Origin of the sequence: Stenotrophomonas sp. PvP093 (assembly GCF_017876915.1) — a bacterium.
Taxonomy (GTDB): domain Bacteria; phylum Pseudomonadota; class Gammaproteobacteria; order Xanthomonadales; family Xanthomonadaceae; genus Stenotrophomonas; species Stenotrophomonas muris.
The window spans coordinates 4,154,341-4,175,932 of record NZ_JAGIOX010000004.1; the positions used below are offsets into that span (position 1 = coordinate 4,154,341).

Here is a 21,592-nt window from a genome sequence, read left to right on the forward strand (position 1 = left end):
TGAAGCGTTCATGGGCGGTCTCATCCAATGAGACCCCTCATCCGTAGGTTTCCTCAATGGAAACCATCCGCAAGCTGGCCATTCTGGCCGACGCCGCCAAATACGACGCGTCCTGCGCCTCCAGCGGCTCGGGCAAACGCGATTCGCGCGCCAGTGGCGGTATCGGCAGTACCGAGGGCATGGGCATCTGCCACAGCTACACGCCCGACGGCCGCTGCGTTTCATTGCTGAAGATCCTGCTGACCAACTTCTGCATTTACGACTGCGCCTATTGCGTGAACCGGGTCTCCAGCAACGTGGCCCGCGCGCGCTTCAGCGTGGACGAGGTGGTCACGCTCACCCTGGACTTCTACAAGCGCAACTACATCGAGGGCCTGTTCCTGTCCAGCGGCATCATCCGCAATGCGGACTACACCATGGAGCAGATGGTGGAAGTGGCCCGGCAGCTGCGCGAAGAACACCGCTACGCCGGCTACATCCACCTCAAGACCATTCCCGAGGCCTCGCCGGAACTGCTGGCCAGTGCCGGGCGCTATGCGGACCGCCTGTCCATCAACGTGGAACTGCCGACCGAAGCCGGCCTGAGCGCCTTGGCACCGGAGAAGACGGTGCATTCGATCCGTGGCGCGATGGGCGAACTGCGCTGGCGCATCGAGGAAGCCAAGGAGGCTCGCAAGTCCCCCGCAGCGGTGGCGCCGACGGCCAGCCGCAGCGCTCGCCCGCGCCCTCCCCGTTTCGCACCGGCCGGGCAGAGCACCCAGATGATCGTCGGCGCGGACGGGGCAAACGACCAGCAGATCCTGGCCAGCGCCGACAGTCTGTACGGCAACTACCGCATGCGCCGGGTCTACTACTCCGCGTTCAGCCCGATTCCGGACGCCAGCCGGCAGCTGCCACTGCAGCCGCCACCGCTGCAGCGCGAACATCGCCTTTACCAGGCAGACTGGCTGCTGCGCTTCTACGGTTACGGTGTGGAGGAGATTACCGATACCACCCAGGACGGCATGCTCGACCTGGATATCGACCCCAAGATGGCCTGGGCGATCCGCCATCCCGAGCGCTTTCCGGTCGATCTGAACCGGGCACCGAAAGAAATGCTGCTGCGCGTGCCCGGCCTTGGCGTGCGCAACGTCAAGCGCGTGCTGATGGCACGCCGCCACGGGCGGCTGCGCGTGGCCGACATCGCGCGCCTGAAGGCACCGATGAGCAAGCTGCTGCCGTTCGTGCTGCTGGCCGACCATCACCCGCGCAAAGCACTGGATGATCCGGCGGCGCTGCGCGCGCAGCTGGCCCCGCCGCCGCGCCAGGGTTCGCTTTTCGATGCCCCGTCTGCGTCCTGACGCGCAGCGGTGGTCGCTGCGGGTGGATCCGCCGTGGTCGCTGCAGGCCTGGCGCGATGCTGCGCGCGAAGCGTTGCTGCGCGGCGTTGCCCCGCCGCAGCTGGACTGGCTGGAAGGGAGTGACACGTCACTGCTGGATGCGCCGGCCGTGCAGCAGGCGCCGGTGCTTGCCGAGGCCGGTGCACCCAACGTTCCACGTGACTTCCTGGAGCTGGCGGCCACCTGCCTGTGCCATCGCGATCCCCAGCGCCTGGCCGTGCTGTATCGCCTGCTGTGGCGCATCGCCCATGGCGAGCGATCAGTGCTGGGCAACCCCGCCGACGCCGATGTCCTGCGCGCGACAGCCCTCGCCCAGGCCGTCCGCCGTGACACGCACAAGATGAAGGCATTCGTGCGCTTCCGCGAGGTACCTGGCCAGCCTGATGCGTTCATCGCCTGGTTCGAGCCGCAGCACCACATCGTCGACCGGGTCGCGCCGTTCTTCGCGCGCCGCTTCACCGGCATGCGCTGGGCGATCCTGACCCCTTCGCGCAGCGTCGCCTGGGATGGGCAGGCGCTTGCCTTCGGCCCCGGTGCACGGCGCGAAGATGCCCCGGCCGAGGATGCACGCGAGTCGCTGTGGCAGACCTACTACGCCAGCATCTTCAATCCGGCGCGGCTCAACACACGGATGATGATGCAGGAGATGCCGGCAAAGTACTGGCGCCACCTGCCTGAAGCACAGTTGCTGCCACGCCTGGTGCGCGACGCGGCCGACCGCGTGCAGGAAATGCATGACCGGCCGGCACAGGCACCGCAACGCAGGATTCCCCCGCGTGCGAACGCTGCGACGCCGGCAGCCGATGCCAGCAACCTGGACAATCTGCGCGGACAGGCCAGTGCCTGCCGCCAGTGCCCGCTATGGGAGCAGGCCACGCAGACCGTGTTCGGGCAGGGGCCTGCCGATGCGCGGGTGATGGTGATCGGCGAGCAGCCCGGTGATACCGAGGATCTGCGCGGGCAGCCGTTCGCAGGACCTGCCGGCCAGGTGCTGGACCGCGCACTGGCGGAACTGGGAATCGATCGCGCCCAGCTGTACCTCACCAACGCGGTGAAGCACTTCCACCATGAGCGGCGCGGCAAGGTGCGGCTGCACAAGCGGCCGGAAAGCCGCCACATCCAGGCCTGCCGCCCCTGGCTGATGGGTGAGATCGCACGCGTGCGACCCCAGGTGATCGTGTGCCTGGGCGCGACAGCCGCAGCCTCGGTATTCGGTCGTGGTTTCGACCTCTCGCGCGACCGCGGACGCTGGCACACCCTCGAGGACGGCACGCGCGGCTACGCCACGGTGCACCCGGCATGGGTGTTGCGGCAGACCGACGATGCGCGCCGCGAGGAAGCCTACCGGGTGTTCCGCGATGACCTGGCCCGTTTGCGGCAGAAAGGGGACGGAGGGGATTAAGTCGTAAGTGCATATACGACTTAATCCCCTCCGTCCCCTTTTTTTCAGGCGGCGTCGGGCTGGTTTTCCGGGCGTGCGCGGTCGAAGGCATCCACTGCCTGGCAGGCCGCTTCGATGCGGCGCAGGGTCGGGTACGGCGCCAGGTCCAGGCCGAAGCGGTGGGCGTTGTACAGCTGCGGCAGCAGGCAGATATCGGCCAGGCCGGGACGGTCACCGTGGCAGAAGGCGCCGGTGTCACGGCTGTTGGCCAACAGCGCTTCCATCGCCGCAAAGCCCTCGGCGATCCAGTGCAGCGTCCACTGCGTGCGTGCATCGGCCGGCATCTGCAGACTGCGTTCCAGGTACTGCATCACCCGCAGATTGTTGATCGGGTGGATGTCGCAGGCTACCAGCTGGGCCAGCGCGCGCACCCGCGCGCGGCCAGCGGCGTCGGCCGGCAGCAGCGGTACCTGCGGAAAGCGCTCGTCCAGGTATTCGAGGATCGCCAGCGACTGGGTCAGCACATGCCCCTCATGCAGCAGGGTTGGCACCTGCTGCTGCGGGTTGAGCGCCCGATAGGCATCCCGGTGCTGCTCGCCACCGTCGCGCACCAGATGCACCGGCCGGGCCTCCCAGGCCAGGCCCTTCAGCTCCAGACCGATGCGCACGCGGTAGGCGGCGCTGGATCGCCAGTAGGTGTACAGCACGATGCCGTCGTCGACCGGGATCTCCATGGCCGCCTCCATGCTCAGGGCCTGGCCGCCTGTTCGATGCGCTGCTCGATCGCACCGAAGATGCTGTTACCGGCGGCATCGAGCATCTCGATGCGGACCACGTCGCCGAACGACATGAACGGCGTGCTCGGCTTGCCGTCGCGCAGGGTTTCGACCACGCGCTGCTCGGCGAAGCACGACGCACCCTTGCTGGTGTCCTCGTTGGCGATGGTGCCCGAGCCGACGATGGTGCCGGCGACCAGCGGACGGGTCTTGGCCGCATGCGAAACCAGCTGGGCGAAATTGAACTGCATGTCCACGCCCGCTTCCGGCGCACCGAACCACTGGCCGTTGATGTGGGTCAGCAGCGGCAGGTGCACCTTGCTGTCCTGCCACGCGGCACCCAGCTCGTCAGGGGTGACGAACACCGGCGACAGCGCCGAGCGCGGCTTGGACTGCAGGAAGCCGAAACCCTTGGCCAGCTCGCCCGGGATCAGGTTGCGCAGCGAGACATCGTTGACCAGGCCGACCAACTGGATATGACCGGCTGCCTGTTCCGGGGTCGCCGCCATCGGCACGTCGTCGGTGATCACCACGATCTCCGCTTCCAGGTCGATGCCGTAGTCCTCGCTGACCACCTTGACCGCATCGCGCGGGCCGTAGAAGCCGGCGCTGGTGGCCTGGTACATCAGCGGGTCGGTGTAGAAGCTGTCCGGCACCTCGGCGCCACGGGCACGGCGCACGCGCTCGACGTGCGGCAGGTAGGCGCTGCCATCGACGAACTCATAGGCGCGCGGCATCGGCGCGGCCAGTGCCTGCGGGTCGAGGTCGAACACGCCATCGGCATCGCCGGCATTGAGCGATTCGTACAGGGCGTTCAGGCGCGGTGCGATGTGGCTCCAGTCCTCCAGGGCCTGCTGCAGGGTGGCGGCAATGCCGGTGGCGCGCACGCCGTGGCGCAGGTCACGCGAGACGACGATCAGGGTGCCGTCGCGGCCGCCTTCCTTCAAAGAACCAAGCTTCATGGGTGGGTGTCCGGAGTCGTGGGCAAACAAGTTTCAAGTGTAATCAAATCTGCGGCGACGCCAAGCTGCAGCGCGGCATCGGCCCACCCTACCGTAGTGGGGGGTTCGGCAGGGCTTGCTGCCCTGCACCTGCTCAATGCAACAGCAACGGCAACGTCAAAAGCGGCTCTGGCTTTCTACTGGTTGGGCGGGGCGGTGTGGGTGGGCAGGACACGCCGTAAACCCGTCCATGGGGGCTCGATGGCGCCATCCATGGCGCCAACGGTCCTGCCCGCCCACACCGCCCCACCCCCGACAGATCCCCCGCGGCGGCTGTTGGTGGGTGCCGACCGTTGGTCGGCACATCTGTCAGATATCGAATGAAATTCCGGGGCCAGATCCGTTTTCCTCCGGAAAACGGATCTGGCCCCAAGAGCATTTCCGACAGACCGCAGCAAACTGTCGAAGGCGGGGTGGGTCCGGTTGAGGGGGTGTGAGCGGCATGGATGCCGCGACCAAGCCCCCATGGATGGGTTTACGGCGCCCCCCTCAACCGGACCCACCCCGCCAACCCTCAGGAAGCCAGCTTTTGACGTTGACGTGGCTCTGGCCTCCGCGGGTGCAGGGCTGCAAGCCCTGCAGACACCCCCTACCTGAACAGGCCTTTTTGCGCGAAGTCTCGAACATCGTTTAGACTTGCAGGGTCTGCAGCGGCCGTCCGTTTCCCTCCGGGATCGCCGGCGACCAGGGTCCGCCCTCTTCGCCCGCCCCCACTCCGACGCCGTTCGTCACGCATTCCAGCCTGCGCTTCGTGCCGGCTGCACCCAATTCTCGCAGCGCGGTTCACGGGAACGCTCCGAGTCAGCCGATCAGTTTGATCTGCCCCCGTCTGTCCGCTCGGACAGGCGTTTCTTGTACTTGGAGCAAACTCAATGTCTTTTGAATCGCTGGGCCTGGCGCCCTTCCTGCTGCGCGCGCTCGCCGAGCAGGGCTACGAAAACCCGACCCCGATCCAGCAGCAGGCGATCCCGCTGGCGCTGGCCGGTCGCGACCTGCTGGCCGGCGCACAGACCGGCACCGGCAAGACCGCCGCGTTCGGCCTGCCGCTGCTGCAGCACCTGGGCACCGCCTCGCAGGAGGTACGTGCCGGCCCGCGCAAGCCGCGCGCGCTGATCCTTGCCCCGACCCGCGAGCTGGCCACCCAGGTGCATGACAGCCTGCGTGGCTACAGCAAGTACCTGCGCATCCCCAGCGCCTGCATCTACGGCGGCGTCGGCATGGGCAACCAGCTGGACATCCTGCGCCGTGGCGTGGACCTGCTGGTGGCCTGCCCGGGCCGCCTGATCGACCACCTTGAGCGTCGCAGCGTCGACCTGTCCGGCATTGAAGTGCTGATCCTGGACGAAGCCGACCGCATGCTCGACATGGGCTTCCTGCCGTCGATCAAGCGCATCCTGGCCAAGCTGCCGAAGCAGAACCGGCAGACCCTGCTGTTCTCGGCCACCTTCGAGGACAACATCCGCCAGCTGGCGCTGGAGTTCATGCGCAACCCGGAACAGATCCAGGTGACGCCGAAGAACACCGTGGCCGAAACCATCACCCACCGCGTACACCCGGTCGATGCCGGTCGCAAGCGCGACCTGCTGCTGCACCTGCTGGCGCAGGACAGCCGCGAGCAGACCCTGGTGTTCGCCCGCACCAAGCATGGCAGCGACAAGCTGGCCACCTTCCTGGAAAAGTCGGGCATCAAGACCGCGGCGATCCACGGCAACAAGAGCCAGGGCCAGCGCCTGCGTGCGCTGGGTGACTTCAAGGCCGGCCGCGTGACCGTGCTGGTGGCCACCGACATCGCCGCGCGCGGCATCGACATCAACGAGCTGCCGAAGGTGATCAACTTCGACCTGCCGATGGTGGCCGAGGACTACGTGCACCGCATCGGCCGCACCGGCCGCAACGGCGCGACCGGCCAGGCGATTTCGCTGGTGGCGCAGGATGAAGTGAAGCTGCTGCGCGCGATCGTGCGCCTGCTGGGCCGCGACATGGACATCCGCGATGTGCCGGGCTTCGAGCTGCAGACGCCGATCCGCTGGGGCAACAGTGCGCCGGGCAAGGCGGAGCACGATACCGGTGAGCGCGCGCCGCGCAAGAGCCACGCACGCCGTCCGCACGGCGATGCGCCGCGCCATGCGCATGCCGGCCCGAAGAAGGCCGGTGGTGGCCGCCGCGAGGGCGGTGGCAATGGCCAGCAGCGTGCCGGTGCGGGCGCGGGTCAGGGCCAGCGTCGTGGCGGTGGCGGCAATGGTGGCGGCCGTGGCCGCGGCCACGGTGGCAATGGCGGCGGTCGCGCCGGCTGATCCCAGCTGACATGGATGGCGCTTCCCGCTGCGCGGGGGGCTATCGAGGGACGGCGCTGACGCGCCGTCCTTTTTTTGTTGCTGGCTACCGGGTGATAAAGCACGCGGTGGCAGTACCGAGGGCGGATGGACATGGGGGCAGCGCAGAACACGCTGTAAATACGTCCATGTGAGCTCGATGGCGCCATCCATGGCGCCAACGGTTCTGCGCTGTCCCCATGCCCATCCGCTTCAAGCATTGCCTGCGCCTTCTTGTCCCGCCGGGTAGCCGGGAGAAGAAAGATCAAATTCAAGTTCAAATTCAAATTCAAAGGCAAAAGCCGAAGTCGCAATTCCTGCCTTTGCTTTTGCTTTTGCTTTTGTATTTGCCCTCGCTCCCGCCTTGGGGTCTGACGCGTCCGCGCCCGCAGGAAACTGTCATGGGAGGCAGGGGGACTCAGCCAGGACCGTTGGCGCCAAGGATGGCGCCATCGAGCCCCCATGGATGGGTTTACGGCGTGTCCTGGCTGAGGCCCCCTGCCTCCCAAGCACAACAGAAACTCGGCGCCAAACACCTCAACCCCGCGCTTTCGCCGGATTTACCAGATTCCCGAAGAAGATCGCGTTGATCAGCAGCCGGTCCGTGCCATGCCAGTACTTGCGATGCGCCGGATCATCGGCGAACAGCACCACGTTACCCTGCCCCTGCGCCGACACCAGCAGCCACGCGCTGCCCGCCACCCGCGTGCGGTTGCGCTCGGACAAGTAACCGTTCACACGCGGCGGCGCGTCGATGCGTACCACCGTCGAGAACGGGTTCGCACTCGGCTGCAGCGTCACCGTGTTTTCCTTGTTGATCGCCAGTTGCCGGCGCGGCACGCCGAACGCCAACGGATGGCTGGTATCCACGTCGGCACTGAGGATGTTGCCGCTGACCCGCTCGATCGCGGCGATGTCGCGCTGGTCGCCGAACGCACGGCGGCTCTCGTCGGCAGTCTCTTCTTCCTTGCCGAGCTTCTCGCCGTCGGCCAGCTTCTGTTCGATCGCCCACTTCGAGGCGCTGCCGTAGGTCACCAGTGAACCTCCGGCCTGCACCCAGCGCTTCAGTGCGGCCACCGCCGTGGCATCGATGCCGGTGTAGGTGCCGCCGGACAGCACGATCGTGGTGTAGCGGTCCAGCGGCACCTTGCCCAGCTGCTGCGGGTCCAGCTTGCTGGCAGGCAGGTGCAGCTGCTGGTCGAGCAGGAACCACGCCGAACCGATCTCGGTGGCGGCCACGCCCTCGCCCATCACCAGCGCGACCGTGGGTTTGCGCAGCGCCTTGACGCCGTCACTGCCGAGGTCGATGCCTTCGCGGCTGCGGCCGCTGGGCAATGCGTGCACCTGCACACCCGCCTCGCGCGCGGCCGACGTCACTGCCTCAAGCAGCGCTGCGCCCTGCAGCGATTGCCCGGCCACCGGAATCACCAGGCTGCCGGCGGCGAAGCTGACCTCGCCCTGCGCGGTCGCGGTGGTGAACGGCTGGAATGCCGCACGTGCGCTCACGCCCTTGCCCTGCAGTGCAGCCAGCGCGCGCCCGGCGTTGTAGTCGCGCCAGTCGATCGCGTAGGCAAATCCGGCCTGGCTGCCCAGCACCGCGCCCTGCGCCGCCGGCAGCGCGGTCACGCGTGCACCGCCTTCGATACGGCTGCGGCTACCGGCGAAGGCCACGCCGTAGGCCGGTGCGATTGCATAGCTGGTGCTGCCGTAGAACACATCACCCTTGATCGGCGGCGTCTCGGCAAAGATCGAATGCACCAGGCGGAACTGCGCCTGTTGGACCGGCACAACGTAGGCGCTGCCGGCATCGAAGCGCTGGCCATCGACCGTGACGGCACGATCCAGCGCGCGCACGTCGATGCGATGCAGCAGCAACAGTTCCAGCAGGCGGCGGGTCAGTGCCGGATCATGCGCATCACCGAACACGAAGCTCTTCACCGGCTGCTCTGCGGCCTGCTTCAGCGCGCTCTGGAAGAACTGCTTCTGCAGGTCGAACAGGCCGCTGCGCTCGGTCACTGCGCCACGCACCGTGCCCAGCCCGGTGGCGACCTGGTTGCGGATGGTGAACGGGAACGTCAGCAGGCCATTCACCGATTCCTGCACGCGGCCGCGCGAGCTGGCCTGTTCGACGGTCACGCCGACGGCACCATGGAAGTCCGGGTAGGTCGAGCCGTATACCGGCGAGAAGTTGTCGAAGTTCTCGCCGGTGTAGTACAGCGAGCCCAGCGCATCCAGCGCCTGCGCGTGGTACCTGGCCAGGGTCTTGTTGAATTCGTACGACGCCGCGGGAATCAGCGGACTGTGCATGCTCTTCGGCGAGGGCTCGAAGTAGTAGGTGCTGTCCTTGCCCATTTCGTGGAAGTCGATCTGCACGTTCGGGTACCACTGGTGGAACACCTCCACCTTCGGCCGCGAGTCCTGCTGGGTCAGCGCCAGCCAGTCGCGGTTGAGATCGGTGAAGTAGTGGTTGGTGCGCCCTTGCGGGAACGGTTCGACGTGCTCCTTGTCGGCCGGGTCGGCCGAGGCCGGATCGGAGGCCCACGCGTTGTGCCAGTTGGCGGCACGATCGCGACCGTCCGGATTCTGCGCCGGGTCGAACAGCACCACCGCCTGCTGCAGCCACTGCTGGGTTTCGGCGCTGCGGTTGGCCACCAGGTAGTAAGCCGTCAGCATCGCCGCCTCGGCACTGGAGGTCTCGTTGCCATGCACGCTGTATCCCAGCCACACCACCACCGGGCTGTCGCCCGCCGCACTGCGCGGCTGCGCCGGATCGGCCAGGGTCGCGTGCTGCTGGCGGATCTGTTCCAACCGCGCGTGGTTGCCTGCGGCAGTGACAGTGGCGATCAACAGCGGGCGGCCCTCATAGCTGCGGCCGATCTCGCGCACGCTGATCCTGTCCGAGCGCCGGGCCAGTTCCTGGAAGTACGCCACCAGCTGGTCGTGCCGGGTGTAACGGCTGCCGATCGGGTAGCCGAGGAACTGCTCCGGCGTCGGCACCGCTGCATCGAACGCCGCTGCGTCGGTGACCTGCGGAAAGAAGTACGCGCTCTGTGCCCGCGCCGGCTGCGGCGAGGACAGGGCGGTGGCGGCGGCAAGCAGCAACGGAAGAACGGCACGGCGATGCAAGGACACGGTGACTCCCCTGGAACACAACGGCAGACGATCGCGCGGCCGGTCCCCTCAGGTGACCGGCCGCGGCGGATGGATCAGAAGCGGTAATCGAAGCCCAGCGTGAAGTAGCGGCCGCGCAGGTCGTACTGGCTGAAGTCGTACGGCGCGCGGATGCCCGGGAACGAGGCATCGTACGGCGGCGTCTTGTCGGCCAGGTTCTGCACCTTGGCGTACACCGTCAGCTTGTCGATGCCGGTGTAGGCCAGGTACAGGTCGTACTGGCTGTAGCTGCCGACGCGCTGCTGCACGGCCTTGGCGGCGGTGCTGGCCTCCTGGCGGTAGCTGCTGGTGTAGTACCAGGTCACCGCGGCGTTGAAGTCGCCGTATTTCCAGTCCAGGGTGGTGGTGGCCTTGTCCTTGGGCAGGGTCGCGCCGAGGTTGCTGCCGGCGTAGTCGACCAGCGGGCCGCCGACCACGGTCGGGCGACGGTAGTCGCGCACGTGGGTGTAGGCGGAGGACACGGTGAAGTCGCCGAGCGCAGCGGTCGGGATGCGCTGGCGCAGCTCGACGTCGATGCCTGATGTCTTCAGCTCGCTCAGGTTCTGGTAGCGGTTGTAGACGGCCTGCAGCTTGCCGCGCTCGTCGCGCTGCACGGCGCCGGCCACGTTGTCGTTGACCAGGGTCTGGGTGTTGTTGGTGCCGACCAGGTTGTCCAGCTGGATGCGGTAGTAGTCCACGCTCAGGTTGGTGTTGGCCCATGGCGACAGCACCACGCCGAAGTTCACGCTCTTGGTGCGCTCGGGCTTCAGTGCGTTGTTGCCAACGGTGAAGAAGGTCGGATTCTGGCGCGAGCCCGGCACGTCCGGATCACGCGGGTCGGCCACGCTGCCGTAGGCGATGCTGGTGCTGTTGGAGTTCTCCGACAGCGACGGTGCACGGAAGCCCTTCGACGCCGAGGCACGCACCAGCAGGAAATCGAGCGGCTGCCAGCGCAGGCCGATCTTCGGCGAGAACGCATCGCCGAAATCATCGTAGTGATCGGCACGCGCGGCGGCGGACAGTTCCAGGGTCGAGGCCAGCGGCACGTTCACTTCGGCGTAGGCGGCACTGACCTGGCGCTGGCCATGTACTTCGGCGATGGCCGGGCGCACCTGCAGGCCGGCATCGATCTGCCACGGGTTGTTGGAATCGAGCTTCTCGCGGCGCCACTCGGCACCGGCGGCGAAGCCGATCTCGCCAGCCCAGGTGTGGCCCAGGCTGCCGGAAATCTTGGCGTCGACGCCCTGCAGCTTGGACTCGGCCGGACGCAGCGTGGCGATGTTGATCGAATCACGTACCGACAGCGGCGTGGCCGCCGGATTCAGCAGGTTGTAGCTGCCGGTGGCCAGCGCATCGGCCAGCGCCCAGCGATTGGCGAAGCCGCCGGACACGCTCTCACGCTCGCTGCTGCGTGCGCCGAATGCAGCCACTTCCCAGTCCCAGTTCGCAGTGGTGCCACGCAGGCCGAACACGCCGCGATAGGCGGTGGAACGGTTGGTCTTGATCGTGCCGCCGAGGTCGAAGAAGGTGTATTCGATCGGGACCGCACGGCCGTACGGGTTGTACGGATTGTTGGCCGGCAGCAGCGACGACACCGGTTCGGCCAGGCCACTGTTTGCGTTCAATGCGAAGCGGCCGCTCTCCAGGGTGAAGAACGGGCTGCTGCCGAACCATGCGGCACTCTTGATCTGGCTGTACAGCACTTCGCCGAAGGCTTCGACGTTGTCGTTCAGGCGGAAGGTACCGTTGGCATAGGCCTGGTAGCGCTTGGTCGAGGGGATCAGCGTGGTGAACGGGGCCTGGTTGAAGCCGCAGGTGTCGCCGGCCAGGCCGTCGATCGGCGCGCTGGCGACGCGGGTGGTACCGACCGGGCAGTTGCCGTTGGCGTCGAGCATCGGCACCGACACGCCGTTGACCAGGTAGCGCGCGCCCTTGGCCGACCAGCCGTTCCAGCGGCCACCGGGCTTGTCGGTGTAGATGCCGCTCCTGGTCAGGTTGCGTTCGTCCTGGTCCAGGCGTTCGCGGTTGTAACCCTGCAGGCTGAAGAGGATGTTGTAGCCATCGGTGTCGAGATCACCAAGGCCGCCGACGAACTTCAGGTTCTGCTCGTGCAGGCCGCCCTGGTCGGCACCGCCGAAGCTGCCGCCGATCTCGGCGCCTTCGAAGTTCTGCCGGGTGATGATGTTGACCACGCCGGCCACGGCGTCGGAACCGTACACCGCCGAGGCGCCGTCCTTGAGCACTTCGATGCGCTCGACCGCGACCAGCGGCAGCGCGTTGAGATCAACGAACGTATCGGACAGGCCACCGGCCGGGAAGCCGTAGTTGGCCAGGCGGCGGCCGTTGAGCAGCACCAGCGTGTTCTTCTGCGACAGGCCGCGCAGACCGATGCCGGCCGAGCCGGAGGCCCAGCCGTTGTTGGTGGTTTCGTTGCTGGCGTTGCCGGTGTTGGCCGAGATCGAACGCAGCACATCTGCCACGGTGGCCTTGCCGGTCTGTTCCAGCTGCTGGCGGCCGATCACCTGCACCGGGTTGGAGGCCTCGGTATCGGTGCGCTTGATGTTGGAACCGGTGACACGCACGGCGGCCAGGGTGCTGGCTTCGCCACTGGCGTAGGCGGAGGTTTCGGCGGCGGCAGACAAAGGCGCGGCCAGAGCGACGGCCAGGGCCGCCACGAGCAGGGTGTGCTTGGGCATGACGATGTGGGGGAGGTGGTAAGGGCGATGAAGTTCCGCAGTAGTCCATGCCTGGCCCGGGTCCGGCCAATAACATCTCTTCATACGGATATAAGAGAAACTATCATCTCTTCATCCGGATGGAAAGAGTTACTTCACGAAAGCCCGGCATCCGCTCAGGATGGCCGGCCACCTGCGGCGTACAATTGCGCCATGGAAATCTTCAAAGTCTTCATGCTCGAGGCGGCGCACCGCCTCCCCAACGTACCGCCGGGGCACAAGTGCGCGCGCCTGCACGGCCACTCGTTCCGGGTGGAACTGAAGGTCGAGGGCGAGCCGGGGGCGCAGACCGGCTGGATCATGGATTTCGGTGACGTGAAGGCGGCCTTCCAGCCGATCTACGATCGCCTGGACCATCACTACCTCAACGACATCCCCGGCCTGGAGAACCCGACCAGCGAGAACCTGGCGGTGTGGATCTGGAACGAGCTCAAGCCCGGCCTGCCGGCGCTGAGCGAGATCACCGTGCACGAAACCTGCACGTCGGGGTGCCGTTACCGCGGCCCCACTGCCTGATCAACCCATTGATCTGAAAGGTGTTTCAAAGGCGCCTTGGGCGCCTTTGTTATTTTTGTTGCATTGCCGCATCAAGGGCGTATGCTGCAATGCATCAAGCCACTCCCTGACGCCCCCATGGCCGCCGCCTTCAGCGATCGCTTCAGTGATGCCACCCGCCAGCTCGCCGCCGCGGCAACGCGCGCGAACCGGTTGGCGTTGGAGAACGCCGAAAGCATGTTCGGCGTGCAGCTGAAGGTGATGGAGCGCAACCTGACTGCGACCGGCGGCTGGCTGGGTGAACTGGCCCGCGGCGAGGATGCGGCCGGGACGCTCTCCAAGGGCGCGCAGCTGTGGCAGGACAACCTGCAGCGGCTGGGCCAGGCCCAGCAGGACGTGGTCGGTCTCGGCCTGCAGGCCAGCAAGGCTTGGTCCGAGCTGGTGCAGGGCTACAACGAATCAACGGCGGACGCGAACAACCACTGACGCGACGCAACACTCATTGCGTGGGTCCCTCCCCCCACGCAATCCGGACCCGGCAGATCCCTCCCTCTGCCGGGTCTTTTTTTGCTTGGCGTTTGGATACCGAAGCGCGTCTTCGTGCGACGTCTCTGCAGGCTGAAGGGCCCCGCCGGGGCGGGCAGGGGTCTGGGCAAATGTCCCCCGGGGCCGGCCGTTGGCCGTCACCTCCTCCTTTACTTTGCCCAGACCCCTGCCTGCCCCGACGAGGCTCGGCGTGCGGTGAGGAGAGCGCAGCACGCGCGGCCGCCTTTCAAGGAAGCGCCGACAAACTCCGAACGCAGGGCGGACGCCCTTGCGTACGAAGTAAAGGAGGAGGTGACGGCCAACGGCCGGCGCCGGGGGACATTCGCACGCAAGGGTCTCCGCCCTGCGCCGCGCAGAATGCATCCGCCACACGCATGTCTTCGTCCTGATCCGCCGCGAACCGATGGGCCCTGCCCGTCCCGACGAGGCTCGGCTTCCGGCGAGGAGATCACAGCGCTCGCGGCCGCCTTTCAAGAAGGCGCCGGCGAACTCCGAACGCCGGGCGGAGGCCCTTGCGTACGAAGTAAAGGGGGAGGTGACGGCCAACGGCCGGCGCCGGAGGACATTCGTACGCAAGGGCCTCCGCCCGGCGCCACGCAGAATGAACCCGCCGCACGCGATGCAGGAAGGGCTCAGCGCCCGCGACCACCATGCCAATGCTGGTGCCACGCCTGGAACATCAGCACGTTCCACAGGTGCGTGTGCCACTTGCGCTCGCCCCGCAGGAACGCCTCCCAGACACCACGCACGCGTGCCACATCGAAGCAGCCTTGGTTGCGCAGCAGCTGCGGATCCAGCAGCGCCTCCGCCCAATCGCGCAACGGACCGGCCAGCCAGCGGGCCATCGGCGGGCCGAAGCCGCGCTTGGGGCGGTACACCAGCGGTTCCGGCAGATAGCGCGCCAGCAGGTGCTTGAGAATCAGCTTGTGCTCGCCATCGTGGTACTTCAGGTGCTGCGGCAGCCGCCAGGCCAGGCGCACCACCTCCATGTCCAGCAGCGGCGCACGGGTTTCAACGCCCGCCGCCATGCCCGCGCGATCAACCTTGGCCAGGATGCCCTCGGCCAGGTCCATGCGGAAATCCAGCAGCTGGATGCGCGCCTCGGCCGGCAGCGCCGTGTCCTGCTGCTGGAAGATCGTCACCGGTTCGCGCGCGCCCAGCACCACCTGCGCCGGCTGCCGCCAGCGGGTCACGCGCTGCAGGTAGTGACCTTCCACATCATTGGCAGCCACCTCGGCCACCAGGGCGCGCCAACCACCGAGGCGGCCGCGCTCGACGTTCATGCGGTTGCCGCTGCGCCGCGCCAGGTCGCGTACCCAGTCCGGCAGGCCACCACACAGGCGCGCATTGCGCAGCGCGCGGCCATAGCTGGGATGCCCGAAGAACAGTTCATCGCCACCGTCACCGGTCAGTGCCACCGGCTTGCGCGCCCCCAGCAGTTCACTGGCCAGCAGCGTCGGCAGCTGCGAGGCGTCGGCGAAGGGCTCGCACCAGACCTGCGGCAGGCGCTGCAGTAGGTCCAGGCCCTGGCGCGCGTCCATGCGATGCAGGTGGTGCTGCACGCCCAGATGGCGCGCGACCTGTGACGCCCAGTCGCTTTCGTCATGCCCCGGATCGTCGAAGCCGACCGTCCACGCTTCGATCGGCAGGGTCGATTGTGCCTGCATCATCGCCGTCACCAGCGAGGAGTCGGTACCGCCGGACAGGAACGCGCCGCACGCCAGGGGCGAGTGCATGCGTGAGGCGATGGCCTTCTGCAGTACCGCTTCAAGCTGGTCGGTGGCCTGTTCCAGGCTCGGCGCCGGCTGCAGCGGCTCCTGCAGTGCACTCTGCATCGCGTCGCGTGCGCACCAGTAACGCGCGCCGCCCTGCGCGGCCTGGCTGGAGCAACCCGCGGCATGGTCGCTGAGATCGATACGCAGCATCGCGCCCGCCACCAGTTTGTGGATGCCACGGTAGATGGTGTGCGGCGCCGGCACATAGTCGTGGCGCAGCAGCAGGCTCAGGGCATCCTGGTCGATGCTCGGCGCGAAGCCGGCGAAGGCCTGCAGCGCCTTCAACTCCGAGGCGAACAGGAACTGGCCCTGGTACCAGCCGTAATACAGCGGCCGCTCGCCCACCGGATCACGGGCCAGCCACAGCACGCGCGACTCCCGGTCCCAGACGCTGAAACCGAAGGCGCCTTCGATGCGCGACAGCGCCCGCTGCACGCCCCATTCGACGATCGCCTGCAGCAGCAGCCGCGCATCGCTGCAACTGCGGGGCAGATCGCGCAGCTGCGCCTGCAGGTCGCCGCGGTTGTACAGGCGGCCGTCCAGGCACAGCACGTAGCGACCGCAGTCCGAGCTCAGCGGCTGCAACGGCGTATCGGTCGGCGCCCGGCAATGGCCCAGCGCGAGGCCGGCCTCGGCGTCGGTCCAGTAGCCGATGCGGCCACGCCCACGCTGCTGCAGCGCGCGCAGCATCGGGGCCAGCTGCTGCAGCAGCTGCTCATCCTCGGCGGGCGGCAGCCAGGCCCCGACCACGCCGCTCATCGGAAGCCTCCGCACTGGCAGCGGCGGGACAGGTTCGGCAGGCAGGGGGCGGCGGACGACATGGGGACGGCACGCGGAGCGGAGGAGACTCCATGCTCGGCGCGGGGGCGCGCGGCGTCAGTCGCTTTGCTGTCAGCGATCGTCACCAGCCGTATCACGAAGGTAACGTTTTGTAACAGCAACAGGCTATGCTGGCCGCCAAGTTGTTGCCGGGACTGAGACCCGGCCCGCGCGCCAGCAACCCCGGCTGAATGGCGCCCGCCCCCGGGACCCGGGCGGCCCGAAGCCTGGGATAGCATCGCCGCGCTCGTGCCGTGGCGGTACGTTTGCGCCCACGGAGGCCTTGGAAATGCTGGATATCGTACTGGTCGAAGACGATGCCCGCCTGGGAACGATGGTCAGCGACTACCTGCAACGGCATGGCTACCAGGTGGCCCACGAGCGCAGCGGCGAGCGCGCCGTGGCCCGGATCCTGGCGGAGAAGCCGGCCCTGGTGCTGCTCGATGTGGGCCTGCCCGACCAGGATGGTTTCGAAGTGTGTCGGCAGATCCGGCCCCACTATGACGGCATCATCTGCGTGCTGACCGCCCGTACCGACAACATCGACCAGATGCTGGGCCTGGAACTGGGGGCCGACGATTACATCGGCAAACCCATCGAACCGCGGGTGCTGCTGGCCCGCCTGCGCGCCCACCTGCGCCGCCACCGCCGGGTCGAACCGCGTGACGGCAGCCTGCGCTTCGGCGAGCTGAGCATCGATCCGTCCACCCGCAACGTGCACCTGCAGGGCAGCCTGCTGGAGCTGACCACCGCCGAGTTCGACCTGCTGTTCCTGCTGGCCAGCAATGCCGGCCAGATCCTGGACCGCGACGCGCTGCTGCGCGGCCTGCGTGGCATCGCCTTCGATGGCCTGGACCGCTCAATCGATGCCCGCATCTCGCGCCTGCGCCGCAAGCTGGGCGACAACCCGGAGCAGCCGGAACGGATCAAGACCGTCCGTGGCCGCGGCTACCTGTTCAGCCGCTCGGCATGGGGATGAAACGCACACCGTCGGCGATGCGCGGCCACGCCTTCCACTTCCTGCGCTACGGCATCGGTTTCCTGGTCGCCCACCTGTTGTTGATCGTGCTGGGCCTGTGGGCCTGGGACGCCCTGCTGGAAGACCGCACCGAAGCCGGCCTGCAGGCCGAGATGCGCGGCACGCACGCGCTGCTGCAGCATCGCTTCGCCGAAACCCCGCGCGAGCAGTGGCCGGCACTGGCGCGCGAACTCGACGCCGATTTCGCCTACGCGCTGCGCATGGTGCCGCTGGCCGAGGCGGTGAAGGCGCTGCCGGCCAGCCAGCGCCCGCCGTTCAACAACGGCCGCGTACAGATCGACCTGGAGCACATGCGCAGCCTGCAGCGGATCGGCGACAGCGACTACGCCGTGATGCTGGGCCCGTTGGACGAGGCGCTGCCGGACGAAGGCTGGCAGGACAGCGAAGTATCCGGTGTGGCGATCCTGCTGCTGATCCTGATGGTGGCGGTGGCACTGCCGATGTACGTGATGGTGTACCGGCTGTGGCGCGACGTCTCGCAGTTGGCCCAGGCGGCCCGCCGCATGCGCGACGGCCAGCTGGACACGCGTGCGCCGCGCGCCGGCACCGCGCTGGTGCGGCCGCTGGCCAACGCCTTCAATCACATGGCCGAGCAGCTGCAGCAGCTGCTGGAAAGCCAGCGCGTGCTGGCCCAGGCGGTCGCGCACGAGGTGCGCACGCCGTTGGCACGGATGCGTTTCGGCCTGGCCGACCTGGAAGACACTGCGCTCGACGATGTGCAGCGCGATGCGCTGGGCGGGCTGCGCACCGACGTCGATCGGCTGCAGCACCTGACCGATGCCGGCGTCGAATACGCCGCACTGGGCCGCTGCCATCAGCTGACCCGCCAGCGCCTGCAGCTGGCGGCGCTGGTGCGCGGCGTGGTGGCCCAGTTCGCACCGTTGCCGATGCCGGTGCAGCAGGCGTTGTCGCCGGTGGGCCTGGTCAACGTCAACCGGCACATGCTGGAACTGGCGCTGCGCAACCTGCTCGGCAATGCGCTGCGTTACGCGCGTCGGCAGATCCGCATCGCCAGCACGGTCAATGACGGCTGGCTGTGCCTGCAGGTGGAGGACGACGGCCCCGGCATCGCACCGGAACTGCGCGGCCAGGTGCTGCAACCCTATGTGCGGCTGGACCCGGGCAGCCCCGGCTTCGGCCTCGGGCTGGCGCTGGTGCAGGTGGTGGCCGACAAGCATGGCGGCCAGGTCGAGGTGACCGATTCGGCGCTGGGCGGCGCCTGCATCCGCCTGCACCTGCCGCTGGAAACCGGCGGTGTCGTGGAGGCCGAGGCAGCCTGCTAGACCGCCGTTTCCGCGCGCGGCAAGGCAAACACGAACAGCGCGCCTCGTTCGCTGTCGCGCAGTTCGATGCGGCGGCCATGCAACTGCACGATGCGCTGCACGATCAACAGGCCCAATCCGCCGTTGTCGCCACGCCGCGCGCCGAGCGCGGCCGGTGCCTGGAACAGCTGGGTACGCAGCGCCGGGGCTACCCCGGGGCCATCATCGGCGACGCAGACCTCCACGCTGTCGGCGGTCGCGCGCAGGCGCACCTCGATCTGGCCACCCTCGGGTGCATGGCGCAGCGCGTTGTCGAGCAGGTTGGTCAGCACCCGCTCGACCAGGCCCAGGTCCGCACGGACCAGCGGCAGGCCGGGCGGAAACGCCGCGTGCAGCTGCTGGCCACGCGCCTGTGCCGCCAGTTCGAACTTCTGCAGCACGTCCTGCAGCAGCTCCGGCAGCGCAAACACTTCCCACTCCAGCCGCACTTCGCCGTGCTCCAGCCGCGCCAGTTCGAACAGCGCGCGCGCCAGCCGGCCGACCTTGGCGCTCTGTGCCAGCGCAATGCCGAGATAGCGGCGGCGCTCATCCGGTGACAGCGTGGCGTCCTTCAACGCCAGCGTTTCCAGGTAGCCGTGCAGCGACGACAACGGCGTGCGCAGGTCGTGCGAGATGTTGGCGACCAGTTCACGGCGCTGCAGATCCTGCTGGCGCAGTTGCTGCCACTGCTCGCCCAGCCGCTGCGCCATCTGCGCGTGCGCATGTTCCAGGATCACCAGTTCGTCGCGCTCACCAGCGCGCAGCGGCTCCGGCGGCGGCAGCGGCGTCGGCGCATCGATGTCAAAGGCCTGGATCCGCCGGGTCAGCCGCCGCAACGGACGCGTCACCCAGTAGAACGCGACCAGCCCGGCCAACAGGCCGAGGCTGCCGACCAGCACCACCGACCACAGCGTGGTGTTCCACTGGCTGCCGGCGGCAAGATCGTCGGCGAGCATCTGCCGGTGCTCGCCGACCAGCACCACGTACACATAGCCGGCCGGCCGGCCCTGCACGATCAATGGTGCAGCGCTGAACACCTTGCGGCCATCGGCGCTGCGCGGGTCATCGCCGAGGATCGGCAGCGGTGCACCGGCCAGCAGGCGACGCAACGGCGCCACGTCCACCCGGTTGCGCACCAGATGTCCACTGGGTGCATCGTGACCGAGGATGCGGCCCTGGTCGTCCAGCAGGTAGACCTCGACGCTGGGGTTGACCGCCATCAGCTGGCCGAACAGCGCGCGCACCGCGGCATCGCGCATGCCGCTGGTGTCCATCAGCTCGCTGCGCTGGGCGATATGTTCGGCCAGGCCCAGCGATAGCCGCTGCACGACTTCCTGCTCGTGGCGGGTGTTGGCACGCATCTGCAGTGCCAGCAGCGCCATGCAGCACATCAGCATCAGCGCGGCGGTCACCACCGCCAGCTTCTGCCACAGGTTCGGCTTGATCATGCCGCCGTCCCGGCCGGGTCGACCAGCTTGTAGCCGCGGCCCCACACCGTCAGCAACCGCCGTGGGTTGGCCGGGTCGGGTTCGATCTTGCTGCGCAGGCGGTTGATGTGGGTGTTGACCGTGTGCTCGTAGCCATCGTGCTGGTAGCCCCAGACCTGGTTGAGCAGTTCCATGCGCGCGAACACCTGGTCCGGATGACGGGCGAAGAACAGCAGCAGGTCGAACTCGCGCGGGGTCAGTTCCAGCGTGTTGCCATCCACCGAAGCGGTGCGCGCGACCGGATCGAGCTGCAGCCCACCCAGCTCGATCGCGCCGGCATCGATGCGCGCGCTCTGCGCCATCGCCTCGGCGCGGCGCAGCAGCGCGCGTACCCGTGCCACCAGTTCCGGCATCGAAAAGGGTTTTGCCAGGTAATCGTCCGCGCCCAGTTCCAGGCCGACGATGCGCTGCGTTTCACTGCCGCGCGCGCTGATGATGATGATCGGGACATACCGCGCCATCGCGCGTGCGCGCTGGCACACCTGCAGCCCGTCCACGCCGGGCAGCATCACGTCCAGCACCAGCGCATCCCACGGGCCGTCCTGCTCGAGCAGGCGCAGGCCGGCATCGCCGCTGGCGGCATGGGCGACGTCGTAGCCCTCATCACCCAGGTGCATGCGCAGCAGGTCGGCGATGTGGGCATCGTCTTCAACGATCAGCACGCGTTTGGTCGACATCGGCAGCTCGGGGCCAGTGGGGAGGCTGGCTGCATTGTGGCGCGGGACGGCCGCCGATACCTCACGAAAAATTGAATCCTGCGTGAGGATTCGTTGACCCGGGCGGGCGCAGCATGGCCCCGTCGCCCCTTCCCGGAGTCCGCCATGTCCCTCTCCCGCCGCCATCTGCTGGGCCTGGGCGGTGTCGCCACCGCCGCCGGCCTGTTCGGCCTGGGGGCCTGCAGCCGCGCCGCCCCGGCCGCCGCCGAAGCGCGCCCGTCGCGACAGTTCGAGGTCATGCACAGCGATGCCGAGTGGCGCCAGCGACTGACGCCGGCGCAGTACGCGGTGCTGCGCCAGCAGGCCACCGAGCGCCCCTGGAGCAGCCCGCTCAACAAGGAACACCGGCAGGGGACCTTCGCCTGCGCCGGGTGCGCACTGCCGCTGTTTTCCTCGTCCACCAAGTTCGAGAGCGGTACCGGCTGGCCCAGCTTCTGGGCGCCGCTGCACAACGCCATCGGCGAAGACCGCGACGTCACCTTCGGGATGCTGCGGGTGGAGGTGCATTGCCGCCGCTGCGGCGGCCATCTCGGCCATGTGTTCAACGATGGGCCACGCCCCACCGGGCTGCGCTACTGCATGAACGGTGCGGCGATGGTGTTCGCTCCCGGCGCCACGGATGGCACTGCCGACGGCTGGCGGGTGCCGGTCGGTTCTTCCCCTGCTTCCGGAGCCTGATG

15 protein-coding genes are annotated in these 21,592 nt (G+C 67.9%); 8 read left to right on the forward strand and 7 right to left on the reverse strand.

Translation table 11 applies throughout. The annotated features are described in order from the left end of the window. Window positions 1-56: 56 nt before the first annotated feature. Window positions 57-1,340 (forward strand): putative DNA modification/repair radical SAM protein, encoded by a 1,284-nt coding sequence (locus tag J3A72_RS22025; protein ID WP_032957890.1) that lies wholly within the window; start codon window positions 57-59, stop codon window positions 1,338-1,340. Beyond that, window positions 1,321-2,781 carry a UdgX family uracil-DNA binding protein gene (locus J3A72_RS22030; RefSeq protein WP_075076747.1) on the forward strand — a complete coding sequence of 487 codons (1,461 nt, stop codon included), beginning with the start codon at window positions 1,321-1,323 and terminating at the stop codon, window positions 2,779-2,781. Before J3A72_RS22025 ends, J3A72_RS22030 begins: the two co-directional genes overlap by 20 nt. Window positions 2,782-2,825: 44 nt before the next feature. Here the strand turns inward: J3A72_RS22030 and maiA are convergent, their stop codons facing one another. Both maiA and J3A72_RS22040 read right to left on the reverse strand, forming a co-directional pair. Continuing rightward, a complete protein-coding gene (maiA, locus tag J3A72_RS22035) occupies window positions 2,826-3,494 on the reverse strand; it encodes a maleylacetoacetate isomerase (RefSeq protein WP_075076748.1) in 669 nt (222 codons plus the stop codon). Between the two features lie 14 nt (window positions 3,495-3,508). Then, window positions 3,509-4,498 carry a fumarylacetoacetate hydrolase family protein gene (locus J3A72_RS22040; RefSeq protein WP_049442134.1) on the reverse strand — a complete coding sequence of 330 codons (990 nt, stop codon included), beginning with the start codon at window positions 4,496-4,498 and terminating at the stop codon, window positions 3,509-3,511. Between the two features lie 911 nt (window positions 4,499-5,409). On the opposite strand from J3A72_RS22040, the gene J3A72_RS22045 reads away from it, so the two are divergent. After that, the gene (locus tag J3A72_RS22045; RefSeq protein WP_075077204.1) at window positions 5,410-6,831 is read left to right on the forward strand and encodes a DEAD/DEAH box helicase; all 1,422 of its coding nucleotides are present in this window, start codon (window positions 5,410-5,412) and stop codon (window positions 6,829-6,831) included. A gap of 555 nt (window positions 6,832-7,386) precedes the next feature. Here J3A72_RS22045 and J3A72_RS22050 read toward each other — a convergent pair. Beyond that, entirely contained in the window at window positions 7,387-9,981 is a 2,595-nt protein-coding gene (locus tag J3A72_RS22050) for a M14 family zinc carboxypeptidase (RefSeq protein ID WP_075077203.1), read from the reverse strand. A 74-nt stretch (window positions 9,982-10,055) separates the two neighbouring features. Next, entirely contained in the window at window positions 10,056-12,695 is a 2,640-nt protein-coding gene (locus J3A72_RS22055; RefSeq protein WP_075077202.1) for a TonB-dependent receptor, read from the reverse strand. A 192-nt stretch (window positions 12,696-12,887) separates the two neighbouring features. On the opposite strand from J3A72_RS22055, the gene queD reads away from it, so the two are divergent. Together queD and J3A72_RS22065 are read left to right on the forward strand one after the other, a co-directional pair. Continuing rightward, entirely contained in the window at window positions 12,888-13,250 is a 363-nt protein-coding gene (queD, locus tag J3A72_RS22060; protein ID WP_014645831.1) for a 6-carboxytetrahydropterin synthase QueD, read from the forward strand. Between the two features lie 117 nt (window positions 13,251-13,367). Then, entirely contained in the window at window positions 13,368-13,715 is a 348-nt protein-coding gene (locus tag J3A72_RS22065) for a phasin family protein (RefSeq protein ID WP_014035870.1), read from the forward strand. Window positions 13,716-14,407: 692 nt separating this feature from the next. Here J3A72_RS22065 and asnB read toward each other — a convergent pair. After that, window positions 14,408-16,309: an asparagine synthase (glutamine-hydrolyzing) gene (gene asnB, locus J3A72_RS22070; RefSeq protein ID WP_049419261.1), complete on the reverse strand. Its 1,902-nt coding sequence runs from the start codon at window positions 16,307-16,309 to the stop codon at window positions 14,408-14,410. Between the two features lie 349 nt (window positions 16,310-16,658). Here asnB and J3A72_RS22075 point away from each other — a divergent pair, with 349 nt between their 5' ends. After that, a complete protein-coding gene (locus tag J3A72_RS22075; RefSeq protein ID WP_209572146.1) occupies window positions 16,659-17,348 on the forward strand; it encodes a winged helix-turn-helix domain-containing protein in 690 nt (229 codons plus the stop codon). Further along, a complete protein-coding gene (locus tag J3A72_RS22080) occupies window positions 17,345-18,691 on the forward strand; it encodes an ATP-binding protein (protein WP_032959211.1) in 1,347 nt (448 codons plus the stop codon). The genes J3A72_RS22075 and J3A72_RS22080 overlap by 4 nt, the downstream gene beginning before the upstream one ends. Here the strand turns inward: J3A72_RS22080 and J3A72_RS22085 are convergent. Further along, window positions 18,688-20,157: a HAMP domain-containing sensor histidine kinase gene (locus tag J3A72_RS22085; RefSeq protein ID WP_032959213.1), complete on the reverse strand. Its 1,470-nt coding sequence runs from the start codon at window positions 20,155-20,157 to the stop codon at window positions 18,688-18,690. The genes J3A72_RS22080 and J3A72_RS22085 overlap by 4 nt on opposite strands. After that, window positions 20,154-20,873, reverse strand: a complete 720-nt coding sequence (locus J3A72_RS22090; RefSeq protein WP_075076140.1) for a response regulator transcription factor — start codon at window positions 20,871-20,873, stop codon at window positions 20,154-20,156. The genes J3A72_RS22085 and J3A72_RS22090 overlap by 4 nt, the downstream gene beginning before the upstream one ends. Window positions 20,874-21,017: 144 nt before the next feature. Between J3A72_RS22090 and msrB the strand changes: the two genes are divergently transcribed. Next, entirely contained in the window at window positions 21,018-21,590 is a 573-nt protein-coding gene (gene msrB / locus J3A72_RS22095) for a peptide-methionine (R)-S-oxide reductase MsrB (RefSeq protein ID WP_032959218.1), read from the forward strand. The last annotated feature ends 2 nt before the right edge of the window (window positions 21,591-21,592 follow it).